This is a genomic window from Burkholderia aenigmatica, from assembly GCF_048627025.1.
GTDB classification, from domain to species: domain Bacteria; phylum Pseudomonadota; class Gammaproteobacteria; order Burkholderiales; family Burkholderiaceae; genus Burkholderia; species Burkholderia aenigmatica.
The window spans coordinates 566,590-580,541 of the sequence record NZ_CP184469.1; the positions used below are offsets into that span (position 1 = coordinate 566,590).

General features: G+C 69.5%; 13 protein-coding genes. 11 read left to right on the forward strand and 2 right to left on the reverse strand.

All coding sequences use genetic code 11. The features are described 5' to 3' along the window. The first annotated feature begins 74 nt into the window (after window positions 1–74). The 7 genes from ACN8ZM_RS19580 to ACN8ZM_RS19610 all read left to right on the forward strand — a co-directional run bounded on the left by ACN8ZM_RS19580 (window position 75) and on the right by ACN8ZM_RS19610 (window position 6,606). Entirely contained in the window at window positions 75–428 is a 354-nt protein-coding gene (locus ACN8ZM_RS19580; protein WP_043180091.1) for a YgiW/YdeI family stress tolerance OB fold protein, read from the forward strand. A gap of 55 nt (window positions 429–483) precedes the next feature. After that, the gene (locus ACN8ZM_RS19585; RefSeq protein ID WP_011354378.1) at window positions 484–1,344 is read left to right on the forward strand and encodes a MurR/RpiR family transcriptional regulator; all 861 of its coding nucleotides are present in this window, start codon (window positions 484–486) and stop codon (window positions 1,342–1,344) included. Window positions 1,345–1,402: 58 nt separating this feature from the next. Beyond that, complete coding sequence (locus ACN8ZM_RS19590; RefSeq protein WP_043180088.1) at window positions 1,403–1,831, forward strand: GNAT family N-acetyltransferase; 429 nt, start codon at window positions 1,403–1,405, stop codon at window positions 1,829–1,831. A gap of 192 nt (window positions 1,832–2,023) precedes the next feature. After that, a complete protein-coding gene (locus ACN8ZM_RS19595) occupies window positions 2,024–3,691 on the forward strand; it encodes an ankyrin repeat domain-containing protein (protein WP_420212108.1) in 1,668 nt (555 codons plus the stop codon). A gap of 175 nt (window positions 3,692–3,866) precedes the next feature. After that, window positions 3,867–4,727 carry an isocitrate lyase/PEP mutase family protein gene (locus tag ACN8ZM_RS19600; RefSeq protein ID WP_089452232.1) on the forward strand — a complete coding sequence of 287 codons (861 nt, stop codon included), beginning with the start codon at window positions 3,867–3,869 and terminating at the stop codon, window positions 4,725–4,727. A 335-nt stretch (window positions 4,728–5,062) separates the two neighbouring features. Further along, entirely contained in the window at window positions 5,063–5,329 is a 267-nt protein-coding gene (locus tag ACN8ZM_RS19605) for a YodC family protein (protein ID WP_043180082.1), read from the forward strand. Between the two features lie 101 nt (window positions 5,330–5,430). Continuing rightward, window positions 5,431–6,606: a cytochrome P450 gene (locus tag ACN8ZM_RS19610; protein ID WP_420212109.1), complete on the forward strand. Its 1,176-nt coding sequence runs from the start codon at window positions 5,431–5,433 to the stop codon at window positions 6,604–6,606. Between the two features lie 15 nt (window positions 6,607–6,621). Here ACN8ZM_RS19610 and ACN8ZM_RS19615 read toward each other — a convergent pair whose 3' ends face one another. Both ACN8ZM_RS19615 and ACN8ZM_RS19620 read right to left on the reverse strand, forming a co-directional pair. Then, window positions 6,622–6,948, reverse strand: a complete 327-nt coding sequence (locus ACN8ZM_RS19615) for a superinfection immunity protein (RefSeq protein ID WP_043181370.1) — start codon at window positions 6,946–6,948, stop codon at window positions 6,622–6,624. Between the two features lie 101 nt (window positions 6,949–7,049). Then, window positions 7,050–7,469, reverse strand: coding sequence for a rhodanese-like domain-containing protein (locus ACN8ZM_RS19620; RefSeq protein ID WP_420212110.1), 420 nt, complete (start codon window positions 7,467–7,469; stop codon window positions 7,050–7,052). A gap of 111 nt (window positions 7,470–7,580) precedes the next feature. On the opposite strand from ACN8ZM_RS19620, the gene ftrA reads away from it, so the two are divergent. From ftrA to ACN8ZM_RS19640, 4 genes are all read left to right on the forward strand, one after another. Then, window positions 7,581–8,555 (forward strand): transcriptional regulator FtrA, encoded by a 975-nt coding sequence (ftrA, locus tag ACN8ZM_RS19625; RefSeq protein WP_043180075.1) that lies wholly within the window; start codon window positions 7,581–7,583, stop codon window positions 8,553–8,555. Window positions 8,556–8,648: 93 nt separating this feature from the next. Next, complete coding sequence (locus ACN8ZM_RS19630) at window positions 8,649–11,075, forward strand: DKNYY domain-containing protein (RefSeq protein ID WP_420212111.1); 2,427 nt, start codon at window positions 8,649–8,651, stop codon at window positions 11,073–11,075. A gap of 231 nt (window positions 11,076–11,306) precedes the next feature. Further along, window positions 11,307–12,377 carry an NAD(P)H-dependent flavin oxidoreductase gene (locus ACN8ZM_RS19635; protein ID WP_420212112.1) on the forward strand — a complete coding sequence of 357 codons (1,071 nt, stop codon included), beginning with the start codon at window positions 11,307–11,309 and terminating at the stop codon, window positions 12,375–12,377. 80 nt (window positions 12,378–12,457) lie between these two features. Further along, the gene (locus ACN8ZM_RS19640) at window positions 12,458–13,912 is read left to right on the forward strand and encodes a M20 family metallopeptidase (protein ID WP_043180066.1); all 1,455 of its coding nucleotides are present in this window, start codon (window positions 12,458–12,460) and stop codon (window positions 13,910–13,912) included. Window positions 13,913–13,952: the final 40 nt, after the last annotated feature.

Here is a 13,952-nt window from a genome sequence, read left to right on the forward strand (position 1 = left end):
AATCTTACGGTCCGTAATCTGGCGCCGTCGCGTTCAACGGGGCGCGGCGTCACATCGAAGAAGAGGACGAAATCATGAAACACCTGGCCAGAATCCTGACGGTTGCACTCGCCACGCTGCCCGCCGCCGTCTACGCGCAATACACGGGGCCGTCCGCGTTGAGCACGACCACCGTGAAGGAACTGCTCGCGAACGGCAAGGACGACCAGCACGTGCAGTTGCAGGGGCGCATCGTCAAGCATGTCGGCGGCGAGGATTACGAATTCGCCGATGCGACCGGCACGATCCGCGTCGAGATCGACCACAAGCTGTGGGCGGCCGGCCAGCCCGTCAGCGACAAGAACGAAGTGAAGGTGACCGGCGAATTCGAGCGCAAATGGTCGGGCAGCGTGAAGGTCGACGCCGATCACGTCGAAGTGCTGCGCTGACCGGTGCGCGCGGGGCCGGTGATACCATGGACGACCGGTTCCCGTTCCCACCAAGATGGCCGCCAATTTCGACGAACTCGCGTCCCGGATCCGGGCGCAATTTTCCGAGCTGAGCCCGCAATTTCAGGCGGGCGCTGCCTTCCTGCTCGATCATCCCGACGAAGTCGCCACCTCGTCGATGCGCAAGGTCGCGCAGCGCGCGCAAGTGCAGCCCGCGTCGCTCGTGCGGCTCGCGCAGCAATTCGGCTTCCCCGGCTGGAACGAGCTGCGCGACCTGTGCGTCGCGCGCGTGCGCACACGCCCCGAGCCGCTCACGCAGCGGGCGCGCTCGCTCGTGCGGCCCGACGCGAAGGCGTCGCTCGCGCACGACCTGCTCGCCGCGCAACAACACAACCTGTCGGCCACCGCCGCGCAGAACGAGCACGCGCTCGCCGATGCCGCGAAACTGATCCGCAAGGCGTCGCATGTGCACGTCGCGGGGTTTCGCTCGTGCTATCCGGTCGCGTTCGGTTTCGTGTACGGCTACCGGCTGTTCCGACCGACCGTGTCGCTGCTCAACGGCGTCGCCGGTTCGCTCGAGATGGAGCTGCGGACGATCGCGAAGCAGAGCGTGACCGTGGTCGTCAGCTTCGCGCCGTATTCGGCGGAAGCGACGCGCGTCGCGCAGGCCGCGAAGGCGCAGGGCAGCCGGATCGTCGCGATCACCGACAGCGCGGTGTCGCCGATCGCGCTGCACGCGGATGCGCAGCTGATCTTCACGCACGACAGCCCGTCGTTCTTCCCGTCGCTGGTGGCCGCGCATGCGATGGCCGAAGCGCTGGTCGCGCAGTTGCTGGCGCTCGAAGGCAGCGATGCGATCGCCGCGCTCGAACGCACGGAAGCGGAACTGCACGCGAAGGGCGCTTACGTCGTCTGACGCGGTACGTGCGGCTTCAACGCCTCGTTATCATTTTCGATTCAAGCGGATTCAACCGATGACGTTCACATACGAGGTGACGGACGCGGGCGACGCGAACGTTCGCAAGCAGATCGTCGCGCCGCTCATCCGGTTCAACGAAAGCCAGGCGGGCCCGATCGATGCCCGTTCGCTGGCCGTGGTCGTGACCGATGGCGAAGGCGCGGTGGTCGGTGGCCTGTGGGGCAGTACCGCGTACGGCTGGCTGCATGTGGACCTGCTCGTGGTGCCCGAGGCCGCGCGCGGCCAGGGTGCGGGCACCCGCATCATGGACCTGGCCGAGGCGGAAGCCGTCGCGCGCGGCTGCCACAGCGCGTGGCTCGACACGTTCGACTTCCAGGCGCGGCCGTTCTACGAGAAACGCGGCTATGTCCGCTTCGGCGAACTGCCGGATTATCCAGCCGGACACTCGCGCATTTTCCTGACCAAGAAGTTGGCCGCGGGCTGAGCGCCGCCGCCGCATGGCGCGGCGCGGTTGACGAGGTCGCCGGCCGTCGCCTAGGATACCGGTCAGCGATGCAGGTCGCTTCCGGGTCCGCGGAAAGGGTTGAACCCACCTGTCGCAGCAAATTCAGCTTTCCACCTGTCCTTTGTGCTGGCGGTATTGCGGACCTTCGGCCAATACTGCACGAGGATTCGCATGAAAAAGCTGCCCCCCAGGGCCAATTCCGATCATCTGAAAAAGCAGGCCAAGGCATTGTTGCGCCTGTACCGGCAGGGCGACGCCGATGCCGTCGCGCGCTTCGTCCGGTTTCTGCCTGCCGCCGCGCACCGCACACACGATGAAACGCTCGCGCTCGGGCTCCGGCTGCACGACGCGCAATCCTGCATTGCGCGCGAGTACGGTTTTGCGTCATGGGCCGATCTCGGCGCGTTCGTCGAAACGCATGCGCTGGCGGGGCAACCGCGGTCGCAACTGATCCGGCGCTGGCTCGACCTGGCGTACGGCGGCGACGTGACCGGCGGCTACGACGCCCCCCGGCCGCGTGTTGCCGTGCAACTGCTGCTCGACCGTCCCGATCTCGTTGCGGGCGATCCGACCGTCGCATGCGCGGCCGGCGATCTCGACGCGGTGAAGGCGGCGCTGGCCGCCGATCCCGGCTGGATCGCACGCGCCGGTGGCGTGCTGAAGCTGCCGCCACTGGTCGCCGTTACGCATTCGCGGCTCGGGCAGCTTCCCGAGTTTGCCGCCAGGCTGCGCGCCTGCGCGCGTCTTCTGCTCGATGCCGGCGCCGATCCGAACCAGCGGATCGGCAACCGCTTTCCGCCGGCGTCGCTTGCCGCGCCGGACGAAGCGGAGCCGCTGTCGGCGCTGTACGGTGCGGCGGGCGTCAATCGCGATCCGGTGCTCACCGCCATGCTGCTGGAAGCCGGCGCCGATCCGAACGATGGCGAATCGCTGTATCACTCGGTGGAAAATCCGGCCTGTACGCGCCTGCTGCTCGAACACGGCGCGCGGGTGGGCGGCACGAATGCGTTGCGGCGCGCGTTCGACATGCGCGACGCAGGCGCGCTCGAACTGCTGCTCGCGCACGGCGGCGACCCGAACGAGCCGCCCGGCGCGGGGCTGGCGCAGACCTGGGGCGCGCCGTTGTTGCGGGCGATCGGCGTGCGCTGCTCGGCACGCCATGTCGCCGCGCTGCTGGCGGCCGGCGCCGATCCGCGCGCGCGGACCCCGACCGGCGTCAGTGCGTACCGGCTGGCGATGCAGACCGGGCTGTCCGACGTCGCGGCGCTGTTGCGGGCGGCCGGCGCGGACGAGCCGCTCGACGCGGCAGACGCGTTCGTGGCGGCCTGCGCGCGCGCCGATGCCGACGAGGCGCGGCGCATCCAGGCGCGCCATCCCGAACTGCCCGGTGCGCTGCCCGGCGAGCGGCTGAGGCTGCTGCCGGATGCCGCCGCGTGGGGGGCGGGCGACGCGGTGAAGGTCATGGTCGAACTGGGCTGGCCGATCGCGGCGCGGGGCGGCGACTGGGATGCGAGCGCGCTGAATCATGCGGTGTTCCGCGGCGATGCGGGCTTGCTGGCGTTCCTGCTCGCGCACGGCGCCAACTGGCGCGACCTGCACGGGTTCGGGAGCGATGCGCTCGGCACCTTGTCCTGGGCATCCGTCAACGAACCGGAGCAGGTCGGCGCGTCCGACTGGGAGGCGTGCGCGCGGCTGCTGCTCGCGCACGGCGTGCCGCAAGCCGCGCGGGACCCGTCGAATCCGGACGGCGTGCTGATCGACGGTCGCGCGATGCGTTTCTCCGAGGCCGTTACCGACGTGTTGCTCGGCATCGACGGCGGGGCAGCCGCCGCGAAGTAAGCGACGGCGGGCCGGCACCGGGCGGACGGCGGCGTCCGCCCGCTCGTTGCCGGCTGCTGGCACGCAGTCGGCGCACCGGTTTTTTCCTGTCGCGCGACGACATTTCGATGAGCACTGAAACGTCGTGTGCACGACCGGCGTAAGCTCAGCCGTCAACTTCCTTCCGGAGTCCACGATGCCCCGTTCCGACCTGCAAGCCCGCCAAGCCGAAGCGTTCCGCGCCCTGCATGCACGCGCCGGCGCCTTCATCATCCCGAACCCGTGGGACGCCGGCACCGCGCGCCTGCTCGCGATGGCCGGCTTCGAGGCGCTCGCGACCACGAGTGCCGGCTACGCGTTTTCGAAAGGTCAGCCCGACAACGCGATCGACCGCGACGCGATGCTCGATCACATCGCCGAGATCGTCGCCGCGGGCGGCCTGCCCGTCAGCGCCGATCTCGAGAACGGCTTCGGCGACGCGCCCGGCACGGTGGCCGAAACGATCCGGCTCGCGGCCGAGGCCGGCGCGGTCGGCGGCTCGATCGAGGACGCGACGGGCCGTGCCGACGCGCCGATCTACGCGCGCGAAGCGGCGATCGAGCGCATCGCGGCGGCCGTCGACGCGGCGCGCGCGCTGCCGTTTCCGTTCACGCTGACCGCGCGCTGCGAAAACTACCTGCATGGCCGGCCCGACCTCGCCGATACGATCGCACGGCTCGTTGCCTATCGCGACGCGGGCGCCGACGTGCTGTATGCGCCGGGCATCACCGATGCGGACGAAATCGCGGCGGTGACGCAGGCGGTCGGCGCGCCCGTAAACGTCGTGATGGGGTTGCAGGGCGGGCTGCTGAGCCTCGACGCGCTGGCGGCGCTCGGCGTGAAGCGCGTGAGCGTCGGCGGCGCGCTGGCGCGGGCCGCGCTCGGCGCGTTCCTGCGCGCCGCGAAGGAGATGGCGCAGGACGGCACGTTTACGTTCACGCAAGCAGCCGTGCCCGGGCGCGATATCAACCGCTGGTTTGCGTCGCCCGATAATTCACCGGATTTGTTCGGGGAATGAGCGCAAATAAACCGTGGGATCGTTTCCAGCCGAAACATTGATTGACAATAATCAACCGATTTCGCGTCCGAATTAAACGTCGGTGACGACGCAAAATTCATCGTCTATTCTCCGCATTCCGCCCGTTCGACCGGGGCCGGCGCGCAAGCCGCGCCGGCTCGGGCGAGCGGGCGCCCGCCGAGCGCATCGATGTCGCGCATTGTTGCATTTTCCCCGCCGTGAGTTTTTTACGCGGGAGTTGCCGGCCGGTTTTTTGATTGATAATCTGCGGCACCTTCGCAAGAACGGTCGGTGAGCCGCCGAAAATATCGATATATAAAAATGCTGAGAGAGCGATGACGATCCGAGAAAATCAACGCGTCCGGCTTCGCGTCGGCGATGTCGTGACGCTGAAGACGGGCGGGCCGCGCATGACCGTCACCTATGCCGGGCCGGTCGTGTTCGACGACGGCGACTGGCTGATCTGCCAGTGGTTCGACGAAAACGGCGAATTCCGGCAGGAAATGTTCCATCACGACACGGTGGTGCCCGAGCCGCGCGCGATTTCGGCCGGGCGCGTCCGCATGCGCATGCAGTCGCATCGCTACCGGTCGGCGGCCTGACGTTCCCCGGTCGTCGCGATGCGGCCACGGGTGATGCCCGCGCCGCGACATTTCACGCCAGCCCGAAACATGCGGCGGCGCGCTCCGCCGATACTGTCCGCATGAACCCGACCGATCCCATCGCAGCGGTCACGCACCGCGATCCCTATCCCTACTATGCGGCGCTCGTCGACGGGCCGCCGCTCGCGTTCGACGCCACGCTCGGCCTGTGGGTCGCGAGCCGCGCGGCCGCCGTGACGGCCGTGCTCGGCCATCCGGCCTGCCGCGTGCGCCCGCTGGACGCGCCGGTGCCGCCCGCGTTGCGCGGCACGACGGCCGGCGCGCTGTTCGGCGAGCTGGTGCGCATGAACGACGGCGCGTTGCGGCACGACGTGCCGAAGCAGGCGCTGCGCACCGCGTTCGCGCCGATCGACACGGCTGCGCTGCGCGAGCGAGCCGCGCAGCTTGCCGCGCGGCGCTTGCCGGCGCCGGGCGATGCCGGCGCGCTGAACGCATGGTGCATGACGGTGCCCGTCTGCGCGGTTGCCGATCTGCTCGGCTTCGACGAGACGCAGCTCGACGATATCGCGGCGCGGGTCGTCGATTTCGTCGCCGCGCTGTCGCCGTTGTCGGATGCCGTCGCACTGGCCCGCGCGAGCGACGCCGCGCGGCAACTGCTCGACCGGATGACGGAGCGCGTCGCGCAGACGCATGCGCACGACGGCACGCTCGTCGCCGCGGTGCAGCAGGCGGCCCGCGCGTCGGGCTGGCAGGCGAGCGGCGCAATGGTCGCGAATCTCGTCGGACTGCTGTCGCAGACCTGCGAGGCGACCGCCGCGTGGCTCGGCAATGCGCTGGTGGCGTGGAACGGGGCAGCGGGAGCGGGCGCCGCGCACGCCGTCCCGGACGATGCCGCGCTCGACGCATTCGTTGCCGAAGTCGGGCGCTTCGATTCACCGGTGCAGAACACGCGCCGCTTCGTCGCATCGCGCACGACGATCGAAGGCGTGACCGTCGAAGCCGGCGACGCGATCCTCGTCGTGCTCGCCGCGGCGAACCGCGACCCTGCGGTACATCGCGATCCGCACCGGTTCATGCCCGGCCGCACGGCCGGGCCGAATTTCGGCTTCGGCACGGGGCCGCATGGCTGCCCGGGCGAGCGGATCGCGCGGGCGGTGACGGCGGGGGCGTTCGGGGCGTGGCTGCGTGCGGGCGGCGGGCTGCCGCACGACGGGCTGGCTTGGGATTACCGCGCGTCGACCAATGTCAGGATGCCGAAGTTCGACGCGGTACGGTAACGGGGAAAGAGGGACTTAACGGCAGCCTTGCTTCTCCGCCCATTGCTCCTGGGCGGCGACACGGCGCTGCACGCGCTCGACGAGACCGGTCGAAAAGGTCCGCATGCTGATGCCGCGGCGCTTGGCGAGGATCGTCTGCGCGACATCGGCGTGCGGGTTCGGCTGGCAGGCCCAGTACAGCGTCATCAGCCAGCCGATGCCGGTCCACCCGAACAGCGCGTTGAACATCGCGACCGTCAGCTTGTCGTGCCGGCCGCGCCGGTCGGCAATGACCGCCGGCAGAAAATAGATCGCGATCGCGGCCACCGAACCGGCCACTTGAATCAGGACTGCGTTCTGCATGTTGCTGCTCCATCCGAACTGCAATGGGACCGATTGTCGCGCTTTTTTCGTTCGCGTGCAGGCCGTACGCAGGCAATTGATTGTTGCGCTTTTAATGACGATCAGCCGGCTTCGGCGTCCGCCGGCTGCACTTCGTTGCTCAGCGCGAAACCTTCGTCGCGCCAGCCCGTCACGCCGCCGATCATCAGCTTGACCGGCCGGCCGAGGCGCGCGAGCTGGATTGCCGCGCGCGCGGCGCCGTTGCAGTGCGGGCCCGCGCAGTAGACGACGAACAGCGTGCCGGCCGGATAGCCGGCGAGCTTGCTCTCGATGATCTTGCGGCGCGGCAGGTTGCGCGCGCCGGGCACGTGGCCGGCGGCGAACTGGTCGGGGCCGCGCACGTCGAGCAACACGAAATCGGGCGCGCCCGACGCGAGCGCGTCGTGCACGTCCCAGCAATCGGTCTCGAAGCGCAGCGATGCCTCGAAATGCGCGAGGGCGGCGGGGCTGTCGGCGGCGGGCACGTCGGTGACGCAGGACATGGGCAGGTTCTCCTGAAGGTTGCGCAGAGCGCGGTGGAATGAGGGGCAGTATCGCGGTTCGGCACGTTTCGCGGCAGTGGCGCGATCGACAAGTTCCGGTAACATCGCGCCATGCACAATCATCTCGTCGTCGCGCTCGCCTACGATCGCCTCTGCACGTTCGAATTCGGCTGCGTGGTCGAACTGTTCGCCCTCGAACGCCCCGAGCTCGGGGTCGACTGGTATCGCTTCGCGGTCTGCGCGAGCGAGCCGGGGCCCGTGCGCGCGGCGGGCGGCATCACGGTCGCCGCGCCGTACCGGCTCGCGACGCTCGATCGCGCCGATACCATCGTGATTCCCGGCTGGCGCGATCCGGACGAACTGCCGCCGGAGCCGTTGCTGAAGAAACTGCGGGCCGCGCATCGCCGCGGCGCGCGGCTCTGCTCGATCTGCTCGGGCGTGTTCGTGCTGGCCGCGGCCGGCGTGCTCGACGGCCTCACGGTGACGACCCACTGGCGCTATGCGGAGAAACTGCAGGCGCGCTATCCGGCGTTGCGCGTGAATCCCGATGCGCTTTACGTCGACGAAGGGCAGGTGATCACATCGGCCGGATCGGCGGCGGGGCTCGACATGCTGCTGCATCTCGTGCGCCGCGATCACGGCGGCGCAATTGCGAACCGGGTCGCGCAGCGCCTCGTGCTGCCGCCGCATCGCGACGGCGGCCAGGCGCAGTTCGTGCCGCGCCCGGTCGCGCCGGGCGGCACCGACCGGCTCGCGAAGCTGATCGACTGGATGCGCGCGCACGCGGCCGAGCCGCACACGCTCGCATCGCTCGCCGCGCAGGCGGCGATGAGCACGCGCACGCTGCAACGTCAGTTCGCGGATGCGACGGGAATGTCGCCGCTCGCGTGGCTGATCCGCGAACGCGTGAACGTCGCGAAGGACATGCTCGAAGCGCATCCCGCGCTGTCGCTCGCGCAGGTCGCGGCGCGCGCCGGGTTCGGTTCCGAGGAATCGCTGCGCCGGCATTTCCGGCGCGTCGCGGCGACGAGTCCGGCCGCGTACCGACGCGGGATGGATCGTGGCGTAAGATCGCAGGACGCGTGAGCGCCGCGCATCCGCGCGGCGGCGACGGCTTTCGTACCCGGCGGGCATCGTCTGACCGGGGCATTCCGGACGAAAGCGGAATCAAACAACAACATGACACTCAGAGAGAACCTCGGCTTCGGCTTCATGCGCGATGACGCGCACGTGTATTGCCATGACGACCCGTTGCGGGATCGCGCGGGCAACCTCATCGAAGGCATCGTGATCGACGGCTTCCGGCCGTTGTCCCAGTATCTGGCGACGGACGGCGTGCGCGCCTACGCGCGCACGTTCACGTGGTTGCGCTTCACCGTGCTCGACGTCGACGCCGCGACGTTTCGACCGCTGGACGAATCGCATGCCGTCGACGCGAACCATGTCTATTTCCAGAACCGCAAGCTGGCCGGCGCGTCGCCCGCGCGCTTCCGGTTGTTGACCGATGCGTGGGGGCACGACGACCGCTACCTGTATCACTACGGCAAGCGCATGCGCGGTGCGGATCCCGCGACGCTGCGGTGGGTCGGCGCATATCTGGTCGATGCGCAGCGGGTCTGGTATGACGGGCGGGAGGTCGAAGGCGCCGAAGCGGCAAGCTTCGTCAGCGCGGACGAGGTGGCGCAGGATCACGCGACCGACCGGGCGCGGCCGTACCGTTACGGGCACGCGGCCGATCCCGGCTCGCGCGAGAAGTGGGAGCGCGACTGGTCGCCGTTTTTTGCCGCGCACCCCGAGCTGCAAGGCTACTGGTGGCATACCATCGTCGGGCAGACCGCGGCGGATATACCGGCGCAGGAGCTCGGCGGCGGGTTCCGGGTAGTCGGCAACCAGGTGTATCTGCACGACCTGCCGCTGCTCGAACCGGATGCCGCGACGGTCCGGTGGCTCGGCGATTCGTTCATCGCCGACCGGTCGCGACTCTACTCGTACGCGGAGTATCACACCGGCTTTCTCGACGGCGGCCCGCTTCCCGGCGATCCCGCACGGTGGCGACATCTGGCCGGGCCGTGGTATCAGGCCGGTGACCATTGCTATCTGAAGCAGTGGCGCGGTCATTCGGAAGCCGCGAAGGTCGACGGCGAGACATTCGAAGTCCTGAACGACACCTACGCGAAGGATCGCAATGGCGTGCTGTGCATGCTGGTACGCAAGCGCGGCATCGATCCGGCCCGGATCGAAGTCGTCGGCGACTATTACCTGCGCGATGGCGGCCGGTTGTTCTATTTCGGCAAGGAAGTGAAGGCCCGCTTCGATGGCGCGACCGCCGAAGTCGTCGGGCCCGGCTTCCTGCGCGACGGGCAGGGGCGGTTGCTGCACGACAACCAGCCATATCGGCGCGGTGTCGATGGCGCGACGCTCGCGTTCCTCTCCGAATATTTCGCACGGGATCGTGCGCGAGTCTACGTCTATTGCAACGGTGCCGAACTCGTGCCGCTGCCGGGCGTCGATCCGGCCGGCTTTCGCCTCGAGCAGCCGGATATCGGCACGGACGGCAGCCGCCGCTATGTGTATCAGGCGTGGCTGGCTGCGTGGCGCGCGCGGCACCGGTCGCCGATGCCCGACTACGTGCCGCCGGATTACGTGGCGCCCGAAGCGGGCGCGCAGGCCGCTGCCGGCCCGGCGCCCGAATCGGTATCGGCGCATGCGTCGTCGCAAGCTCCGCTCGCCGGGACGGTTGCGGCTCGTCACGCGTGCGTGCTCGAATGGACGCGCGACGCGACGGGTGAACTGCGCCTCGTCGTGGCCGGCGAAGGATTCTGCGATATCTGGGATCTGGCGCAGCGACGGGTGGTCGCGTCGTTCGAACTGCCGCGTCCGTTCGTGCCGGACGAAGCGGAGGCGACGGTCATGGACGGGCTGCGCAACGTGCCGGTGAGCGCATCGGTCGATGCGGCGCTGTCGACGCTGATCGTCGCGTACTGGGACAACACGGCGCTCTACCGGGTCGACGCCGCGAGCGGCGCGGCGGACGTGTGCTGGCGCGCCGAAAGCCGGTACGACGATCTGGAGCGGGTCCACCTGTCGCCCGACGCGCGCGAAGCGTGGGTGCGCATCCGCAACCGGCTCTACCGTGTGCCGCTCACCGACGGCGGCACGCTTGACGTGCTCGATTACGACATGGCCGACCAGCGCTTCCAGGATGCGCCGTTCGCGGTGAGCGCCGGCCGGCGTCGCCGTGCGTTCGCACGGGACGCGGCGTTGACGGTGCGTACGGAGGGCGAAGCCGATTGGGAATTGCCGGGGGCGGACAACGGCTTCCCTTGCGCGTTTTCCGACGACGGCGCCCGCGTGCTGGCGCGCGATGCGAAATTCGTGTTGCGCGAGTTCGAGGTCGGCAGCGGCAAGTGGCTCGCGTTGCATCGCGGCGGCTGGTGCGAGCGCCAGTGGTTCAAGAGCCAGGCCGGCTGGCTCGACGGGCGTCCGGTGTTTGCCGGCCTGCCGAAGGGCGGGCGCGGCGTGGTCGATATCTGGGATGCGCTCGACGACCGGCTGCTGTTTCGCATCGAGGCCGCCGCGAGCGTACCCGAACCGGACGCGGGCTGACGCGGTCGCGGCGATGTTTTCCGGCGTTCGTGGAATGAACGTCGGGAGAGTTTGCAGGCCGCGCAGCCAGCCGACGCGATCGCATCGTGGTGCAACCAACGCAATGGCAAGCCCGATGATGCGATCAGGGGCGTCCTTGACCGAAGAGGCGAGACGCACTCGGCCTCTTCGCAAGACTGCCTTGTAACGTGCTTTTTTGCGACATTCACATCTTCCCCAAGGACGATTCCGATGACGATGCTGCCTTCCCGTTTGCCGCTGATCCAGGCCCCGATGGTCGGCTCGCTGAGCCCGCTTGCGATCGCGGTATGCGAAGCCGGCGGGCTCGGCTCGCTCGCGTGCGCGGCGCTCGGCCCGCAGCAACTGCGCGACGAGATCGCGGCGATCCGCGCCCGCACGCCCGCACCGTTCAACGTGAACTTCTTCTGCCATATGCCGCCGGCGCCCGACGCCGAGGTCGACGCGCGCTGGCGTGCTGCGCTCGCCGGCTACTACGCGGAAGCCGCGCTCGATCCGGCCGGCGTGAAGGGCGGCCCCGGCCGCGCGCCGTTCGACGAGGCGATGTGCGCGGTCGTCGAGGAATGGCGGCCGGCTGTCGTGAGCTTCCATTTCGGGCTGCCGGACGCCCCGCTGCTCGATCGCGTGCGGCGCACGGGCGCGCAGGTCGTGTCGTCCGCGACGACCGTCGAGGAGGCGCGCTGGCTGGATGCGCGCGGCGTCGACGCGATCGTCGCGCAGGGCGCGGAGGCCGGCGGTCATCGCGGGATGTTCCTGACCGACGACATCCACGCGCAACCGGGCCTGTTCGCGTTGCTGCCGCAGATCGTGGACGCGGTGCGCGCACCGGTGATCGCGGCCGGCGCGATCGCCGACGGGCGGGGCATCGCGGCCGCGTTCGCGCTCGGCGCGCGCGCGGTGCAGATCGGCACCGGCTATCTGCTGACGCCGCAGGCCGGCCGCTCGGCGCAGCATCGCGCGGCGGTGCGTGCCGCGCGCGACGACGGCACGCGCATGACCAACCTGTACACGGGCCGCCCCGCGCGCGGGCTGCTGACGCGCTTCATGCGCGAGCAGGGGCCGATGAGCGCGCTCGCGCCGGCGTTCCCGCTCGCGACGGCCGCGGTCGATCCGCTGCGCGGCGCGTTCGAGCGGCAAGGCCGCGACGACTTCTCGTTGCTGTGGTCGGGCGAGGCTGCGGCGCTCGCGCGTGAAGAGGAGGCGGGCGAACTGACGCGGCGCCTGTGGCGCGACGCGCTGGCGTGTGCGGCAGGGCTGCGCGACGCGTTCCCGCAGGCGGTCTGAACGACCAGGAAGGGGGCGCCGGCGCGGGTGCATCGGCGTATGATCTGGGTTTTCGTCAGCCCGATCCAGGCACCCCCACCATGACCTCCGTCGACACTACCCCCGTCCTCGACCATGACAAGCTCGTTACCTTCATCGAGCGCAAGTGGAACGATGAAATCCTCCACGCGTTGACCGACTACATCGCGATCCCCGCGAAGAGCCCCGCATTCGACCCCGACTGGGCGAAGCGCGGCTATCTCGAGCGGGTGGTCACCGATGCCGCGCAGTGGGCCGAGCGGCAGCCCGTGAAGGGCCTGAAGCTCGAAATCGTGCGCCTGCCGGGCCGCACGCCAGTGATCTTCTTCGAATCGCCCGCCACGCGTTCGGGTAGCACCGACACGATCCTGCTGTACGGCCACCTCGACAAGCAGCCCGAATTCGACGGCTGGCGCGCGGACCTCGGCCCGTGGACGCCGAAGTACGAGAACGGCAAGCTGTACGGCCGCGGCGGCGCGGACGACGGCTATGCGATCTACGCGAGCCTCGCCGCGCTCGGCGCACTCGACGAGCAGGGCATCGAGCGGCCGCGCTGCGTCGGCCTGATCGAGACCTGCGAGGAATCGGGCAGCTACGACCTGCTGCCGTACGTCGACGCGCTGCGCGACCGGCTCGGCCAGGTGTCGCTCGTCGTGTGCCTCGATTCGGGCGCCGGCAACTACGACCAGATGTGGCTCACCACGTCGCTGCGCGGGCTCGTGTCCGGCGACCTGCAGGTCGAGGTGCTCGAGGAAGGCGTGCACTCGGGCGTGTTCGGCGGCATCGCGCCGTCGAGCTTCCGCGTGATGCGCCAGTTGTTCGAGCGCCTCGAAGACGCGAAGAACGGCAACCTGCTGCCGGGCGTGTTCCATTGCGAGATTCCCGACAGCCGCGTGCGCGAAGCCGACGCGGCCGCGTCGATCCTCGGCGACGCCGTGTGGAAGGGGCTGCCGTGGGCGTGCGGCGCGGACGGCAAGCCGGTGCTGCCGACCACGACCGATCCGCGCGAGGCGCTGCTGAATTCGACGTGGCGTCCGTCGCTGTCGGTGACGGGCGCGGCCGGCATGCCGGCGCTGGCGGATGCGGGCAACGTGCTGCGTCCGCGCACCGCGTTCAAGCTGTCGCTGCGCCTGCCGCCGCTCGTCGACGCCGCGCAGGCCGTGCAGCAGCTGAAGGAACTGCTCGAACTCGATCCGCCGTACAACGCGAAGGTCACGTTCAAGCCGGACGCGGGTGCCGCGACCGGCTGGAGCGCACCGGATCTCGCGCCGTGGCTCGCGTCGTCGCTCGATGCCGCGTCGCGCCGCCACTTCGGCGCCGACTGCGCGTACATGGGCCTCGGCGGTACGATCCCGCTGATGAATGTGCTGCAGGAGGGTTTCCCGTCCGCGCAGTTCATGGTGTGCGGCGTGCTCGGGCCGAAGTCGAACGCGCACGGTCCGAACGAATTCCTGCACGTGCCGTACGCGAAGAAGTTGACGGCGGCGGTCGCGGACGTGATCGCGACCGCGCGCTGAGCGTGACGACTGCCCGACCCGACCTGACGGAGCCTTGCCG